Here is a 17,312-nt window from a genome sequence, read left to right as displayed (position 1 = left end):
TCTAAGTCATTAGCCGCCAAACCGTTTGCTACTTCGTCATAATATACTCAGCAGCATCTACAAGTTTACGGTCATTAGGATCAGAGATATTGGTTTTCCACACCACTTCACCCAGTCTATTAATATAGAAAGTCGTAGGCGTTCCTATCACGCCATAATCAGCCGCAACCCCATCGCCATCAATCAAGGTTGGTATATGAATTCCCCGAGCCAATAAGGTTTCAGCAGGTTTCGCGCCCTCATCTTCATTAAAGCTAATCGCTAACACTTGCAGATCGCTAGCTTGATTATCATTGCGGATTTTTTCTAGCCCCGGTTGTAGCTTTTTACAATAGGGACACCAGGTCGCCCAGAAATGTAGGATTAATGGCTTGCCTTTGTAGTCCGCTAAAGAGTGCACTTGTCCATTGGCATCCTTAAGTGAAAAATCAGCAGCCAGCGGGTTTTCTTCAGCGGCTTGCAGCGCGGTCGAAAATACTGCTATAGCGAATACGAGCACGGCGAAGAGCAGATGCGAAACTTCAATAAGTCTACATCGCTGGAGTATATTGTTTGCTTTGGAATACATATGACCTCTTTAATATCCATTGAACGGGTATCGTTATCTTAGCTATGACATAGCAGCTTGCGCTCCAGACTTAAGACTGCTTACTGTTGCGCAATATTAAGCCCCACAAATACATAGACCGCACCTTGACCGATATTCATTCAAACGTTCTTATTTGATTTTTCATCAGGGCAATAACCACTAGAACATAGACTTCTGCTGCTTAACCGTTGAAATTTATTGTGGTTTGTCAGTGTCTTTGTCTAAAGTTAACTTAAGCTAATCTGCGAGGCGCCATTAATGAAGATATCTATCTCGGGCACAGAGACCATAAACGTGTTTCAACTGACTGCAGTGTTCAGTATGTTGTTTGCCTTAGTGGGCTTTAGCTATAACGTGTGGCGCATGGAGATCACCGAATACAACAACAATGTTCGCTCAGCAAGCTTCGAGCTGTTGCTCCAACTTTCAGAGCTAGAGTCTATTATTTACGCGGCACATTATGATCAAGACGTAATCCAAGGTAGTCCTCGTAAAGGTTGGATTAAAGTCAATCTTATCGCAGATTTGAGTGTGGTTACCGAACCCGACATTCAAGCTGCGGCTGAGGCGTTAAAGACTAACTGGCAACTCAATTGGGAGAATGTGGCAAGCGATGAAAACAGTGCCATGCAAGTAGTGGGAAAAATTGATGATACCCGCTTAAAAGTGCGACAGTTACTCGTCTCTCTCAATTAGCTTCATCATATTTATGACTTCAACGGTTTGCCCTATCCTAAATGTGTTGCGCGGAGCACATCGAAATCAGCACGCTGTTGCTACAATAATCACTAAAGAAATAGCCTCATCATTGTGGCAGTCACTAAATTTAATCAAGTGCTACGCAAGCATTATCGATAAAGGATAATAATGACTTTAACTCGTTCAATAGGCCAGCAATGGAGTAAGTCAATTCTTGCCCACCGTTTAGCGTTAACACTTAAAGAATGTGAGGCGGTGCAGCAATTATTTGGTGGCGCAACTCAGCTAACAACGGTCACTAACACCATTGCAGCATTAACCTTTATAGAGGGTACCCCAATTTGGTTGCCGCCTCTTGAAAGCACAGATGAAACACCACTATCAGCACCTTTGACCCTGCACTGTTTATTTGCAGCTAGTCACTTATTGTTTGTCAAAGAGATAGAGCAAAACCCATTGAATCAGTCAGAGCATTTAGTGCTGACCATTGGCTTTCAGTGGAGCCAAACGCTAATGAAAAGCGAGTTGTTCGAGTCACTAACAGCTGACAGTAAGCAGCAGTGCCAACTACTGCAAACCATCAACAGCCAGCTTGAAAATGTGCGTTTAGATAAACGTAAATCTAGCCGTAACATGGGCAGTTAATATCAAGCTGAACCAAGAATAAAAAAGCCCGCAGCTGATTAAGCTGCGGGCTTTTTATTATTATGTTCATTCTCTAGCGGTATAAACGCGTCTCTTTTGGCAGTAACTGAAAATCCTGCTGCATTTGCAGTAAGAAATCACAGCCTAGTAAAGCGATACCACGGTAAAAATCACTGTTTGCATGGTTCTGCGCTAGCTCAAAACAGCGCGGCGCCCAAGGCAACAAATGCTGCTGCAATAACACCTGAGTAAACCGAATCAGCGCTTGATTATCAGTTTCCAGCTGCAGACGACCAAAAGTCTGATCTAATACAGCAAAGAAAAGCCCGATATGATCAAGTGGCTGCGGGTAATCAACATCAACGTTTACGCCATTGGCTTGGTAGAAATCCATCAACGCCATGGTGGAGCGATCATTAAGTAACTGCTCTTCACTCAAATACACCGAACCTTGTGGAACTGCATTTGGCTCACCGGGGCCAAAAAATAGCTGACCGTAGTCAAGCTTCAATTCGATAAGTTCAGCCTCATGGGTATCGGTTGGCCACTGCGCTAAAAATGCAGCCAGTGCCTCACGCCCTTTGCTATTTTGCTCTCGTTTGGCAAAAGTTGGCCAACTACCTGCAACATCACAATCCTTAAGCCCTTGCACTAGCTCGGCTTCAGGATGACGAATAAGGCAGTGGTGCAAAATACGCGCTAACCCTTGATACTCAGCAAAATCTATCGACGCTATATTTGAAGACATGGTTCACCTTTAACACGACGCTGGACTCATTATCGCCACAGCTTTTATTACACTAGAAATTAATCATAGCGAATAGCACCAGTTTTGACGCTATTCGCAGGCAAGCTTAAACTCTGACTTAAACTTCAGTTGGGTTTAAGATGCTGCCTTCACCGCTACCTGCAGGGCTACCATTTACATTAGCCTTGATAATTAGGTTTGGTGATGTGATTGATGGTGATGGCAGTGGTGCAATATGACCATCGCCGTCGCCGTACTTTTCACGTAAGTTATCCATAGTATCGAAGTCAAGTGCACGCAGTGGGCATGACTCAACACATACTGGCTTACGACCATCTGCAATGCGCTCATAGCAACCATCACACTTAGTCATCACTTTGCGTTCACGGTCTATTTGCGGTGCATCGTATGGACAAGCGCGTGAGCAACTTTCACAACCGATACAGATATCTTGTGCTACATGCACTAGGCCATCTTCACGGCGCTTGTGCATTGCGCCTGTTGGACAGGCTTTAACACATACAGGCTCAGAGCAATGGTTACAACCAATAGACATGTAGTAAGCAAATACATTTTGCTCAAAACAGCCGTTGTTACCTACAGTCCACTCGCCACCACCGTATTCATAAACACGACGCCAAGTCACACCGTTGAGCGCTGGCAAGGTGTTATCTTGCGGGTTGGTATTGTTACGGATCTCATTGCTTTGACGATCTTTACAAGACACGTGACACGCTTTGCAACCGGTACATTTAGTGCTGTCTACATAAAAACCATATTGAGTTGGTTCAGTCATAATTAACTACTCTCTTAAATCTTTTTAATGGCTACACGGATGGTGTGCTGTGGGTTGCCTTTAGCAACAGGGCTTGGCTGATAGCGTGTTAGCGAGTTAATCGCGCCGCCTTCATCGATGATATGCCCTGTACTTCCAACCGTTTTACCTGGGTTAAACCAAGCACCTTGACCCAGTGCAAATACACCTGGCGCCACACGTGGCGTGATACGCACCTTAACGGCAATCGAACCACGTTCGTTGTACATTTCAACATTATCGCCAGAGCTTAAGCCGTGCTTAGCACCGTCCATTGGGTTAACCCAAACAGCGTCTTCAACCGCTTCACGTAACCAAGGTACGTTGTGATAGCTTGAGTGAGTACGACCTTTAGTGTGGTAACCCGCTAACTGAATTGGGTAATCAGTGCTAGTGTCTTCATCCTCATAACCATCCCATGTCACTGTGTACTGTGGGATTGCTGTGATGGTGTCACCTTTAACACCTGTTGGGTTTAGTGGGCTGTTTTCTTGATCCCAGTTAGCCGCGCGCCATGCAAGCTCTGCAGAGTAGATCTCAATCTTGCCACTTGGTGTTGCTAATGGCTCACCACCATTGATGTAGCTTGAAAGTGCAACGTGATCGTCTTGCATATGCTTACGGAAGAAACCAATCTCTTGCGCTTCTTTGTAAGTGGCAGGGAACGCTGGCACTACGCCTAAGTTGGTGCTGCTGTCTTTAGTCTTTTGGTAAAGCTCATCAAGCCACTGCGCTTCAGTTTTACCTTCAGTAAACTCGGCTTCACAGCCCATGTGTTTAGCGATCAATGCTGATGCTTCATACATAGACTTACAGTCCCACATTGGCTCAATGGCAGATTTCATCGCCGTGATGTAACCCAATGCACCAGATGCGTATGAGTCATTAACTAAGTCGTTAGACTCTAACCAGCTAGTGTCTGGCAAGATGATGTCGGCAAATTTAGCCCCCGGTGTCATCCAGCAGTCACAACTAACAATAAGTTCAACGCCTGATTCGTCTTGGTAGATTTCTGCAGTATTGTTGATTTGAGCATGCTGGTTCAGTAGCGTGCTGTCAGATGCAGAGATAATCACCTTGATGTTAGTGCCAAGCGGCGTATCTAAATCATCAGTCCCTGTTATGCCGTGGCTACGAGCAGTCATGGTTTCGCCATGATGAATCGCTTCTGACCAAGTAAAGAAAGAGATCTTTTCTTTAACTGGGTTACTACCAGCAGGAATACCTGCACGGTACATGCCGCTCATTGAAGGTAGCTCACCATTTGATGCGCCCAATGTGCCAAGCTTACCAGTCAATACCGACAACATGTAAAGTGCACGCATGCTTTGCTCGCCATTGGCTTGGCGGTTAACACCAGCACCAACAACAATGTAAGGCGCTTGTGCGTTTTGTAGGTCAATAGCAATTTGCTTAATTTCAGCTGTCGGAATACCGGTGATTTTCTCAGCCCATTCAGCTGTCTTCTTCGGCGCATCGGTGTAGATGCCAAGACCTAGAATGTAGTCACGGTAGTTCTCTTCTGGCTTCATTACTTGAGCATATTCTTGCTTAGTCGCATCACCGCTGGCAGCAAAGATATCTTTTTGCGTTTGGATAGAAGCGGCGTCATAGCCCACTGCATACTTATTGATGAAATCAAGCGAGTTAGCATCAACCCAACCTGAGCTAATCATTTGATAAGCAATCGCTTCTGCAAGCGCGGCATCGGTACCTGGACGAATAGGTAACCAAGTTGACTCTTTACCTAACATAGAGTCAGTGTAACGTGGGTCAATCATGGTCACTTTAAGACCATTAGATTTTTGCAATGCTTTTAGGTAATCATAACCTTCACCACTGCCCGACTGACGAATTTCACTCGGGTTGTAAGCGATACCCAACAAGAAATCACTGTTTGATAGCGTTACCGTTGATGAACCTTTAGTGCTACCAGTACCAAAAGTATGCGCCGCTGCTTCTTGCTGCTGTGCCCATGAGTAGTTACCGTAATAACTTAAGCAACCACCGTTAAGGTTCAACAGACGGTTGAAACAGGCATTGGATGCAAAACCGTAGTAAGCACCTGAGCCGTAGCTACGGAAAATAGCTTTGTTACCATGCTCAGCAATCACTGAAGTCAGTTTGTTACCGATGGTTTTAGCTGCTTCGTCCCAAGTGATTGGAACGAACTTACCTTCGCCACGCTTACCAACACGTTTCATTGGCGACTTTAGACGGTCAACCGCGTAAGTACGTTGGCGCAGTGAACGACCTCGAGCACAAGCACGTACTTGGTAAATATCTTCGCCATCAGTGATGTCATGGTCAGTTTCGACACGGGTAATAACACCGTCACGACTAAACACTTTAACAGGACAGTTTGAACCACAGTTTACTAGGCACGATGACCAAGTAATTTGCTCATCACCAACCGGTGGTTTAGGCGGAATAACATTGGCATCATCAGAGCTGGAATTACAGCCTGTAACTGTTGCTGCACAGCCCAGTGCAGTACTCATTTTTAAGAAACTTCTACGTTCCATAATCTCGTTTTCCTCGAACTTAAATTGTGACTGACTCGACCTAAAGCAGCTTGTAGCTGAAGGTCAACATCAGTTGATGGGCGTTATAATTGTGATTGATTTCACCTAAAGTGATTAATCCTGAATTGCTATCGGCGGTGACCATTGCACTGTCGGTATCAAAGTAACGTTCATACTGATAAGCCAGTTTTAACGCCATTTGCGGCGAGATAATGTATTGCCCATATAGGCTCATGCTATGGCTGTATGAGTAGTAAGCCCCGTAAGAAGCTTCGTTTGAAGGGCTTACACCGGTGTTACTTTCTGAGTTGGCAAATAGGTAATCCATGCCTAGGGTCAGTCTGTCTTCCATAAGACCGGAATAGGTTGCCCCAAGGCCTAGGTTGATAAACTGGTCGCGAATTTCTGTATGCCAAATTGCGCTTTGATCGCCACTTTGGTCTGAGTCAATCCACTGCTGACCTGCAAATGCGTAGACAGATACCGGCTTAGAAACCTGCAGATGGACATTGGCGTCATAGCCGTAATCTTTGGCTTGGGTTAAACCAATTTCAGTCGCGTCATAGTCGTCGTTGGCGTAGTAAGTACTAACATCAACCGTTAACCACTCTAGTGGTGTGTAGCTGGCGCGAGCGTTCACTTCAGTACGATTGCGATCGGCTAAATGATACTTGCGCATCAGAGAATCAGTTTCGTCAGAAGTGAGCTCATTGGCCTGGTAGTCACTGCCGCCTCGCGAGCCATAGCTCAAGCCAAAATCAAGGGTTAACTTGTCGATAGCACGAATGTTCAGTTTGCTCCAAACTTCGCTATCTTGCGTCTCTTCACGTTCACCATAACTGCGCTCAACCTGCTTATAGTCATAACCAGCTTGGAGGCGGTAACCGCTGGCTAAACGATAGCTCGCATTGGCTTTGAAGGTTTGACGCTCAATATCCATCGGGGTATTTTGCTTAAAGGCACCCGACATTGAATCATATTCGTATTGTGCAAAGTCAAATACTGAAGAGCGGTTGTCACGCTTGTTGTAGTCGTAACTTGCGCCAAGACGTAAGCGACTACTTACTCTGGTACTCGCCGCTAAGTTACTGCTAAAGGTATCTACTTGACCATCCCAGTTTTGAATCGGGTTGCCGCTCATCTGCACAAGCTCTTGATCTTGGATCATACGACCTGAAACCACGCGGCCACTAAACACACTAGAAGCTAAGCGGTATTGACCCGATAACGACACTTGATGCGCTTGATTATCAGGTGTTGCACTGTATACGTCATAGCTATATGGCAAGCTTAAATCGCTAATATTGTTCTCATAACGAGAGCCATGGTAGCTCAGCTCTGACAACCAATTATCACCATCTAACACAATACCTGCGCTAAACTTATCAGTCGTTTCATCAACTGGTTCTGCAAAATTGACCGGACTTGGGCTCATTAAGCTCGCGCTACGATGGCCAGTTTTATCTTCACGGTCGAAACGCGCATAACTACTCAGGCCTAGCTCGGTGAGTGCAGAGAAATCATACTCAAAACCGATACCGCTGCGCTGTCTTTGTAGATCAAGGTTAAGCTCACGAGTATGCTCACTTGGCGTTAGCATACCGTTGTTATGCCAAAGATTAGTTTGGGCATTACTGTACTGATTGGTGGTAATGGTTTGAAAATCCATATCAAGCTGGTACTGCTCACTCTTACCCGCTTCGATATTAATAAAACCATTATCCATTCCGAGCTGATGAGCTTGAACCTTGGCACGGTAACCACTTTGCTGATAAGCCATATCAGCGTTAACACCCGCAATGGCACCGTCTGTACCGGTACCTAACTGATTAATCGCATGGTCATCGTCAGCATCAATCACACCAACACTGGCACCCACTGTGCCCGAATAACCGTCGGTTATCACACAACGCTTACACTGGTAATTGGCTGTTTTAAGGCTTTCAGTGTTTGCTCGTTGAACACCAAAATCAGCAGCCATTGCTCCAGTTGCGGTGCCAAACAGTGCTAGAGTGATCAAGTTTAAAGAAAACAATTTAGTTGAACGCATATTACTCACTCCAGATCTTAACGGGCAAAGTTACTGCCAGCAGGATGGTTTGAACCGTGAACTTTGCTGTGACAGTTAAGACAGCTCTTACCGGCACTAAAGGCATCTTGACCCGCTTGCGTAGCAACGCGGCTTGCATGTCCATCGTCTGCGTGACATTGCTGACATAATTGCGGCACTCGCGTTTTAAGTAGGGCTTCATTTACACTACCGTGCGCTGTGTGACAGTTTGAGCAATCTTCCATAACTGGCGCGTGCTCCCAAAGAAATGGGCCACGTTTGTCGGCATGACACTCAGCACAAGTTTCATTAAGGCTAGGTTTAATCAGCGCACTTTCGGTCATAGAGCCGTGAGGACTATGGCAATCAATGCAGGTCATCTGGTCCCATTTCATCGGGTGAGATGAGCGCTTATTCATATCGGCTTTTGCATGGGTATGACACGAGGTACAGGTATCGTTAACCATCAAACGGTCTAGTACAGGATCTTTTGCCGCATGGATCTGGTGGCAATCAGCGCAAGCAACCTCTTCTAGGTTATGAGTACTGTTGTGCCAAGCCATCTGCTTAGGATCGTTATGACAACCCTGACATACGCTGTTTTGGCTCTCAGCAGGTAATTTGCTGTCTGCACCAAAGCTAATCATCGGCTCTTTACCACCTCGATTATGCTTGCCTTGGGGGCCATGACAGGCTTCACACTGCATGCCAGCCATTGGTGATTTACTGCTACTCATATCACCATGAACGCCATCAAAAATAGCCATCACTTTAGGGCTTTTCTTATGACACATGAGACAGGAATCAGCGCCTTTGGGAGAGTATTTACCCTCAGCGAATTTTTCGGTTAATTTCTGTTCTAACTGCTGGGAATCAAGAGAACTCCAAGGAGTTGCTTGCGCAGGTAAAGCGGTAATGAGTAATGTGAGTAAAATTGTAGCCATTAACTTGGCCATAAAATTCACTGACTTTATCGGATTTCTGAGGGACATTAACTTACAAGCCGGTTGTATATCGAAGGAGGTATTTTAGTGGTTCGACCTCAGCGATTTCAAGCTAACACCAGCGCGGTTCAATGCTGTTACATATGACATATTTTTCAGATAAAAGTCTAATAGCTCACAATACAAAGAGGCGGATTAAATACACCTTAAAATAACGTTAATTTAAAATAACCTTATTAATCAATAAATTAAAGCTTAGATGATAATTGTTATTATCTTTAGCAGTTATTAATATAGCAATTAATTGTAAACAACTTGATTTTATTAACTCCAACTATTTGAAATGGATCACTAATTATTTTGTCGTCTTTCAGCTAAAGGAAAGAAGGTACTTCTTAAGGCATAGCTGATCACTAAAAACCTTAAAACAAATGCAACATCAAGCCTCAATATACACACATCCAGGCAGCAATATTTATCACACTTGGTAATAAGGAGATGATTCTATATTCAACTCAAGTTGAACCGCCCCAAGCTATTTACAGCTTAGTGGAGAAAGTAACGTTAACTCATTTAGCAAACTGCTCACTCTCTATTAGCTAAATGGGCATTATCGAATACTATCGTTACAAAATACCCAATTAAAATATCCATCAGACTGTTACATTGCACTTAAAAGCTTACCTTCATGTGGTCACGGCATTTACACATTCTATCCGGCTGCAGTTCAGGCAATTGAAACCACATAAACCAAAAAGTCATTCGTTTTTCCGAATCAAGTTAATACAATCAGCATAATGATTTAATCGCTCAGCGAGAGTTTAGCGACTCAGAGGCAAGGCACAGCGAGTGAAGAGCGCAGTTATTCTACGCTTGAACTTGTTAACGCAGCATCATAACCGCAAAGACTCGCATGTTAGGAGTGTTTTGGCTTCCTACTACGGGGTTATAAGCGAACAACTATTACATGCCACTCGCCTTGATTTAGTTCGCCAGAAATAGCCTGAGTAGATCAACTTCAAATACTAATTGATGTGAGTAACCTTCCCTTCCAAGGGCTTATATTCAAGCATGTAAAATACTGGAATCTCAGAAGCAAAAATAATAAAAAAGGCCAGTTGCATTAGCTACTGGCCTTTAGAAGAATTAAACTGACGCACTTTATATAAGCAATTAATCCCAGATGAACTCTCTAAAATGTTTACGGCAAACCGACTCATAGCTTTCGTTGCCGCCTATCGCGACTTGTTCACCTTCTCTCATCGGCTTACCTGTGCCATCAAGACGCACCACCATATTGGCTTTACGGCCACAATGACAAATGGTTTTAAGCTCCACTAACTTATCAGCCCAAGCGAGTAGATATTGGCTACCGCTAAACAGTTCGCCTTGGAAGTCTGTTTTAAGGCCGTAACACAGTACTGGAATGTCGAGTATATCGACCACATAAGTAAGCTGCTTAACCTGCTCTTTGCTTAAAAACTGAGATTCATCGATTAAGATGCAGTGTAAGGTCTGCTCTTCGTGAGCTGTAGCGACCATTTTAGTTAAATTATCACTGCAGCCAAAAACCTGTGCTTCGGTCTCAATACCGATACGAGAGGCGACTTTACCCACGCCGTATCGATCATCGATTGAGGCAGTCATGACTAAAGTATTCATACCGCGTTCACGGTAATTATATGAAGACTGCAATAATGAAGTCGACTTACCGGCATTCATTGCCGAATAATAAAAGTAGAGTTGCGCCAAACTGAGAGTCCTTGAAGGATGAATTCAACGCTAGTCTAGCATTGTTGCCCCGCATAAATCATCTCAATTTCACTAGATAGTGAGCCGAGTCATGGCAAATTTTGCCACTGCATTTTGTTAGTTTTAGCAGCGTTTACTACTAGAAAAATACGACTAAGCAGCGAGTTACCACCTATTTTGAGCTCATCGAATTAGGCATGATTTGGCGCACAACAACTTAGTTAACACCGCTCTACAATTGCAAAACACTACCAACATAGCGCAAACAGCTTGGAACCAGACAATCACACCGTTCAAAAGAACTATTAACTTAAATTTTAAGAATCAATTAACGAACCATTGCTAGTGTCAGCAGTAAGATTTAAAACAACTATAATGAAGGAATTCTTTCCAAATGCATAAAACACTCATTGCAGCCGCTATCACGGCTACACTCGCATTAAGCGCCTGTTCAACCTCTAAAACAGAGCAATCAACTGCCACTATGGTTCAAACTCAAAATCCATTTTTACAAGCAAGTGTCTTACAATATCAAGCACCCGATTTTAGCCTAATTAAAGATGACCATTTTGCACCAGCACTCGAGCAAGGGATCAAAGAGCATTACCAAGAGATCCTTACAATTGCCAATAACCCTGATGCAGCCACTTTTGACAATACCATTGTGGCAATGGAGAAAAGTGGTGAGCTGTTAAACCGCACCTCTAAAGTGTTTTACAATTTAACCGGTTCCAACAGCAATCCGACCTTGCGTAAAGTCCAAGGTGAGATGGCGCCCAAAATGGCTGCTCATTCAGATAACATTAATTTGAATCCAGCATTATTTGCTCGTGTAGAAAACATCTATAACACCCGTGCAGATCTTAACTTATCCGCAGAAGCGAACCGCTTGGTTGAGGTCTACTACCAGCGCTTTGTACGCGCAGGCGCTAAGCTTAGTGATAGCCAGAAACAGCAGATTAGAACGTTAAACGAAGAGCAGTCCACCCTCACCAATGAATTTGCCCAACGTTTAATGCGACTAACTAAAGAGATTGCTATCGTTGTCGATGATAAATCACAATTAGCGGGTTTATCAGACAGTGCAATCAGAGCCGCTGCAGCCGACGCTAGCGCGAATGGCCATGAAGGCAAATATCAGCTCAATATAACCAATACCACTCGTCAGCCGGTGTTGACTCAATTACAAGATCGCCAGCTACGTCAACAGGTATGGCAGGCTTCTGCTAACCGTGGTCTTGAGGGCGAAAATGAAACCGCATCTTTTGTTGCTCGACTAGCACAGCTTAGAGCGGAGCGCGCTGAGCTACTAGGGTTTGACACCTGGGCAGATTATCGCCTCGCGCCGCAAATGGCTAAAACACCAGAAGCGGTTTACAAGATGTTTGGCTCTATGGTGCCAGCAGTTGTGGCTAATACCAATAAAGAAGCTGCCGACATTCAAGCGATGATAACTAAAACGGGCGGCGATTTTGAACTTGCTCCGTGGGATTGGGCTTATTACGCCGAGCTAGTACGTAAAGACAAATACGATCTTGATGCAAATGCTATCCGTCCGTACTTCGAATTTGACCGTGTGTTAGAAGACGGTGTGTTCTTTACCTTACAAGCGCTTTATGGTGTGAGCTTAACCCCTCGCCCAGACCTACCCGTCTATCACCCAGACGTGAAAGCTTATGAAATGTTTGATGAGGATGGCAGCAGTATCGCTATTTTCTATGCAGACTATTTTGCCCGAGAAGGCAAACGTGGTGGCGCTTGGATGAGCTCATTTGTGACCCAGTCCGAGCTGCTTAACAGCAAGCCCGTGGTGGTTAATGTAATGAACATTAAAAAAGCACCTGAGGGCGAGCCTACATTTGTTAGCTACGATGAAGTGACCACCATGTTCCACGAAATGGGCCACGGAACTCACGGTATGTTCTCCAAAGTCACTTATCCGACTCTTTCAGGTACCTCGGTTTCTCGCGATTTTGTTGAGTTCCCATCGACCTTTGAAGAGGATTGGGCCGCACATCCTGAAGTATTAGCTAACTACGCTAAGCACTATGAAACTGGTGAGCCAATCCCAGCAGAGCTACTCAATAAACTGCTAAAATCTCGTAGCTTTAATCAAGGATTCGATACGCTTGAATATATGTCGGCCGCCCTACTCGATTTAGAGTGGCACTCATTGAAAGCGGATGCGCCTCTGCAAGATGTCGCCAGTTTCGAAGCTGCAGCGCTTAAAAAGCACGGCGTTGATCTACCAGCGGTTCCGCCAAGATATAAGTCAACCTACTTTGCGCATGCATTCCCTGGAGGCTACTCAGCGAGTTATTACGCTTATATGTGGAGTGAAATTTTGGCTGCTGACGCCTTTGCATACGTACAAACACAAGGCGGATTGAACCGAGAAATAGGCATGAAATTTAGAAAAACTATTCGTGAAGTGGGTAACACCGTCGCGCCTATGGACGCCTATAAAGCCTTTAGAGGGCAAGAACCAACAACCGATGCCCTACTAGAGCGCCGTGGCTTAAACTAGTTCTGATACCGACAAAAATGCCGCTCTAATTAGAGCGGCATTTTTTATGTCTATAAAGCAGCTAATTGAACCACTGCTTTTGTCTATCGAATACTCAGCTTAAGCGGTGGTTCGCTGACAAGACTTAATGCGCAGTATAATCACGCTAATCACAAACAGTACACTACACGTCAATAAACCTGCAGTCACCGACTCCGTGAAACCAAGTACGATGTAACCCGCCAAACTAATACCTGCGACTATCAGTGCATAAGGCAACTGCGTGATCACATGGTCTATATGGTGGCAGTTTGCGCCTGTAGACGACAAAATAGTGGTATCTGATATTGGCGAACAATGGTCACCAAACACCGCGCCAGCAAGCACTGCGGCAAGCATTGGTAACATCATGCCTGTATGGCTACCCATCGCCATGTCTGCTGCAATCGGTAACATTATACCGAAGGTACCCCAGCTGGTGCCGGTAGAGAACGCTGTTAAGCCTGCCAATATAAATAGCACAGCAGGAAGCATGGCAAACGGAATATTACCAGTGGCTAAGCTCGCCATATACTTACCGGTTTCAAGTTGGCCAATCACGCCCGCTATCGTCCAAGCAAACAACAAGATGTAGATGGCCGGTAGCATAGATTTAGCGCCCTCAACCACACCTTTAACGATCATCTTCTTATCAACGCCTTGGTAGATAACCAATGCGAGAGTAACCACAAGACCAATTAAGGCACCAAAGAACAGTGAAGAACCCACATCAGTATTTTCAAATGCACCGATTAAGCTGAACGCTTCGTTCTTAGCTGCGAGCGCATCGCCGCCACTGCTAACCATAAAGTAAAAAGTAGCAAAAACTAATACAGTGATAGGCAAGAACAAACCGATGATCTTACCGGTGTCAGCTTCAGGTAAATCTGAATTTGCCCCAGGAGGTAATCCTTTAGTTTCATCATAAAGGTTACCCTTTTGCGCATTAAGCTCATGCTGGCGCATCGGACCAATATCCAGCCCCATCAAAGCAACACAAAGTAGCAATAACAGTGCGAAAATAGCGTAGAAGTTCATCGGGATCATCTGTACAAATGTGCTTAGATGCCCTGAGTCAGTAAAGCCATGAGCCGTTAAAATACCGCCGATCAGCGCGATAATATAAGCACCCCAGCTTGATACAGGCGAGATAACACAGATAGGTGCTGCCGTTGAATCAAGTAAATAGGCTAGTTTACTACGGGAAATATAGTATCGATCGGTAAGTGGTCTTGCGACACTGCCAACAACCAAACTATTAAAGTAATCATCAATAAACACCACACAGCCAAGGAACATGGTGAGTAGTTTTGCATCACGTTTATTGCGAATGTGTTTGCGAGCCCAATCTGCAAATGCACGAGCGGCGCCGCTAACGGTGATAAGTGCAGTGATCATTCCCAGTAGCACTAAGAAGCCAAGGATGTATAGGTTCCAGCTATTAAGTGCGCCGTCATCCCACACGAGGCCCATCACCTTTTCACCCACATATTGAGCAGTACTGGCTGCAGAAAAATCTGTCAGCAATAGCGCACCCAGCAGGATCCCTACCCCAAGAGAAAGTAAAACACGACGAGTTAACATCGCCAGTACGATTGCAACTACCGGAGGCAGCAACGAAAGTGCCGAATCGGCATAGCTTAAAATTGTCATTTAATTATTATCTTCGCTAAGTACGAATGGAGGCCGACTGAACTGGTGGGAGTTAGCATTGAGAGCTGATTACACCTGTCCTATCAGTAGCGCTCCACAGTAATATCAATGTTCGACATCGATATAAATCTTCTTATCTTCCAGATAAGAAATACTATGGCAGTGCTGTTCCTATTTGGTAACAGCCCCAGCAACAAGCCCCGATATGCTATGTCACTTCGGCATCAAATCCTTTCTCAACAAGTCACAGGCATCACCCTACTTGTCGGTACTAATATTAAATGCACCTCTACTTCTAAGGACGCTAAATAGACAGAGCTAATTAACGTGAATGACATAAAAACATAAGCGGCTTTAGGGATGCTACCCTAAAGCCGCTTATCGTGACACAGATCTCAAATATTACCAACCCAAACTCATTACCGATAACAGCGCCACAACCATCAATTTACAACTGATTGTTTTTTAACTGCCATCAATAAGCTAGCTAATAAATTAAAGCTGCTCTAAAAGCTGAGGTACAGCTTCAAACAGATCCGCTTCTAATCCATAGTCAGCAACTTGGAAAATCGGCGCCTCTGGGTCTTTGTTGATTGCTACAATCACTTTTGAATCTTTCATACCTGCAAGATGCTGAATCGCACCAGAGATACCAACTGCAATATACAAGTCAGGCGCTACGATTTTACCCGTTTGTCCCACTTGCAGGTCGTTAGGCACATAACCCGCGTCGACTGCTGCGCGTGAAGCGCCCAATGCGCCACCAAGCTTATCAGCCAATTGCTCCAGCATACCGAAGTTCTCGCTGTTACCTAAGGCACGACCACCAGAAACAATCACCCCAGCGCTACCCAATTCTGGACGCTCTGATTCAGTAAGGTTTTGAGAAACAAACTCAACTTGTGGTGCAACTTCTTGTGAAAGCGTCACTAAATCTGCGCTGCCATCAGCTGCTACTGCATCAAATGCACTTGAGCGAACTGTCATCACTTTCTTATCATCTAAGCTTTGCACCGTTGCTAATGCATTACCTGCATAAACTGGGCGTACGAAGGTGTCGTTACTGACCACTTCTATCACTTCCGATAGCTGGTTAACGTCAAGCAATGCTGCAACGCGTGGCAATATGTCTTTACCGTGACTTGATGCAGCGGCAAGTACATGCTCATAGTCCACTGCAACTTCAGTAATGACATCAGCGATGTTTTCTGCCAAACCGTTGGCATAAACGGCCGCATCTGCAACCAAAACATTACGTACACCATTTAGCTGTTGCGCGCTTTTAACTGCATCGCCACAGTTATGACCAATAACCAGCACATCAATGTCACCACCAATGGCTTGACCACAGGCAACAACTTTAGCGGTATCCAGTTTAAGACTGGCGTTATCGTGTTCTGCTAATACTAAAATTGCCATTAGATCACCTTCGCTTCATTCTTTAACTTTTCAACCAACTCTTCTACAGAAGACACCATCACACCCGCACTGCGCTGAGCAGGAGGGGTAACTTTAATAACGTTTTGATGCGCTTTTAATGTCACATCAAAATCAGCAGGAGTTAGCGACTCAAGCGGCTTGCGCTTTGCCTTCATAATGTTAGGCAACTTTGCATAACGAGGTTCGTTTAGACGTAAGTCAGCAGTCACAACAGCAGGTAAAGGTAGCATTAGCGTCTGCAAACCACCGTCGACTTCGCGGGTCACGGTGAGCTGGTTAGCGTCAACCTTTACTTCAGAGGCAAATGTTGCTTGAGGCATTTTGCCTATAGCAGCTAACATTTGACCGGTTTGGTTGTTGTCGCTGTCAATCGACTGTTTGCCTAAGATCACTAAATCAGCCTGCTCTTTTTGCTGTACAGCATGAATAAGTTTGGCTACAGACAGAGGAACGAGGTCTTCGTCGGTTTCGATATGAATAGCTCGGTCAGCGCCTAGTGCAAGCGCCGTTCTCAATTGCTCTTGTGACGCTTTAGGGCCAATACTGAGTACAATCACTTCAGAAGCGCTACCCGCTTCTTTCAAACGAACAGCTTCTTCTACTGCAATCTCACAAAACGGGTTAATCGCCATTTTAAGGTTTGCGGTATCGACACAAGTATTGTCAGCATTAACCCTGACCTTAACATTGGCATCGACGACACGTTTTACTGGCACCAATACTTTCATAGGGCTTCCTTCTTACGTCTCTTAATGAACGGGATTGTGTTAATAGCGACTTATATAGCACAGACACTATTACAGAATTTAGAGTCACTTTACGTGCTGTTGACGTTAACGTCAACCTAGAGTCGAACACCTGTTCATATTTATCTATTCATAAACAGAGTATTTACCTTATATCGATAC

Annotated in this window: 13 protein-coding genes and 1 riboswitch; of the genes, 3 read left to right on the top strand and 10 right to left on the bottom strand. The window is 44.7% G+C overall.

The window, feature by feature from the left end:
* Window positions 1-28 precede the first annotated feature (28 nt).
* Window positions 29-568, bottom strand: a complete 540-nt coding sequence (locus K5R16_RS19460; RefSeq protein WP_220739688.1) for a TlpA disulfide reductase family protein — start codon at window positions 566-568, stop codon at window positions 29-31.
* A 279-nt stretch (window positions 569-847) separates the two neighbouring features.
* Between K5R16_RS19460 and K5R16_RS19455 the strand changes: the two genes are divergently transcribed.
* Together K5R16_RS19455 and K5R16_RS19450 are read left to right on the top strand one after the other, a co-directional pair.
* Window positions 848-1,285 carry a hypothetical protein gene (locus K5R16_RS19455; RefSeq protein ID WP_220739686.1) on the top strand — a complete coding sequence of 146 codons (438 nt, stop codon included), beginning with the start codon at window positions 848-850 and terminating at the stop codon, window positions 1,283-1,285.
* A 171-nt stretch (window positions 1,286-1,456) separates the two neighbouring features.
* The gene (locus K5R16_RS19450) at window positions 1,457-1,933 is read left to right on the top strand and encodes a hypothetical protein (protein WP_220739685.1); all 477 of its coding nucleotides are present in this window, start codon (window positions 1,457-1,459) and stop codon (window positions 1,931-1,933) included.
* A 73-nt stretch (window positions 1,934-2,006) separates the two neighbouring features.
* On the opposite strand, the gene K5R16_RS19445 is transcribed toward K5R16_RS19450, so the two are convergent.
* From K5R16_RS19445 to K5R16_RS19420, 6 genes are all read right to left on the bottom strand, one after another.
* A complete protein-coding gene (locus K5R16_RS19445) occupies window positions 2,007-2,681 on the bottom strand; it encodes a molecular chaperone (protein WP_220739683.1) in 675 nt (224 codons plus the stop codon).
* A gap of 118 nt (window positions 2,682-2,799) precedes the next feature.
* Window positions 2,800-3,477, bottom strand: a complete 678-nt coding sequence (locus tag K5R16_RS19440) for a DMSO/selenate family reductase complex B subunit (protein WP_220739681.1) — start codon at window positions 3,475-3,477, stop codon at window positions 2,800-2,802.
* 14 nt (window positions 3,478-3,491) lie between these two features.
* Window positions 3,492-6,020: a DMSO/selenate family reductase complex A subunit gene (locus K5R16_RS19435; protein ID WP_220739679.1), complete on the bottom strand. Its 2,529-nt coding sequence runs from the start codon at window positions 6,018-6,020 to the stop codon at window positions 3,492-3,494.
* A gap of 40 nt (window positions 6,021-6,060) precedes the next feature.
* Window positions 6,061-8,070: an MtrB/PioB family decaheme-associated outer membrane protein gene (locus K5R16_RS19430; protein ID WP_220739677.1), complete on the bottom strand. Its 2,010-nt coding sequence runs from the start codon at window positions 8,068-8,070 to the stop codon at window positions 6,061-6,063.
* A gap of 17 nt (window positions 8,071-8,087) precedes the next feature.
* The gene (locus K5R16_RS19425; protein ID WP_308440848.1) at window positions 8,088-9,026 is read right to left on the bottom strand and encodes a DmsE family decaheme c-type cytochrome; all 939 of its coding nucleotides are present in this window, start codon (window positions 9,024-9,026) and stop codon (window positions 8,088-8,090) included.
* Window positions 9,027-10,187: 1,161 nt separating this feature from the next.
* Window positions 10,188-10,766, bottom strand: coding sequence for a thymidine kinase (locus K5R16_RS19420; RefSeq protein ID WP_220739673.1), 579 nt, complete (start codon window positions 10,764-10,766; stop codon window positions 10,188-10,190).
* A gap of 394 nt (window positions 10,767-11,160) precedes the next feature.
* Here K5R16_RS19420 and K5R16_RS19415 point away from each other — a divergent pair, with 394 nt between their 5' ends.
* Window positions 11,161-13,293 (top strand): M3 family metallopeptidase, encoded by a 2,133-nt coding sequence (locus K5R16_RS19415; RefSeq protein WP_220739671.1) that lies wholly within the window; start codon window positions 11,161-11,163, stop codon window positions 13,291-13,293.
* A gap of 99 nt (window positions 13,294-13,392) precedes the next feature.
* Here K5R16_RS19415 and K5R16_RS19410 read toward each other — a convergent pair whose 3' ends face one another.
* The 3 genes from K5R16_RS19410 to K5R16_RS19400 form a co-directional block, all read right to left on the bottom strand.
* Window positions 13,393-14,964 (bottom strand): Na+/H+ antiporter NhaC family protein, encoded by a 1,572-nt coding sequence (locus tag K5R16_RS19410; protein WP_220739669.1) that lies wholly within the window; start codon window positions 14,962-14,964, stop codon window positions 13,393-13,395.
* Between the two features lie 79 nt (window positions 14,965-15,043).
* Window positions 15,044-15,264, bottom strand: a riboswitch (Lysine riboswitch).
* 195 nt (window positions 15,265-15,459) lie between these two features.
* Complete coding sequence (locus tag K5R16_RS19405; protein ID WP_220739667.1) at window positions 15,460-16,383, bottom strand: electron transfer flavoprotein subunit alpha/FixB family protein; 924 nt, start codon at window positions 16,381-16,383, stop codon at window positions 15,460-15,462.
* Window positions 16,383-17,132: an electron transfer flavoprotein subunit beta/FixA family protein gene (locus K5R16_RS19400; RefSeq protein WP_220739665.1), complete on the bottom strand. Its 750-nt coding sequence runs from the start codon at window positions 17,130-17,132 to the stop codon at window positions 16,383-16,385. Before K5R16_RS19400 ends, K5R16_RS19405 begins: the two co-directional genes overlap by 1 nt.
* Window positions 17,133-17,312 lie beyond the last annotated feature (180 nt).

The sequence above is a fragment of the Shewanella sp. c952 genome (genome assembly GCF_019654975.1).
GTDB lineage: Bacteria > Pseudomonadota > Gammaproteobacteria > Enterobacterales > Shewanellaceae > Shewanella.
Note: the sequence above shows the minus strand (reverse complement) of the source record. Positions and strands in the feature narration are given on the sequence as shown.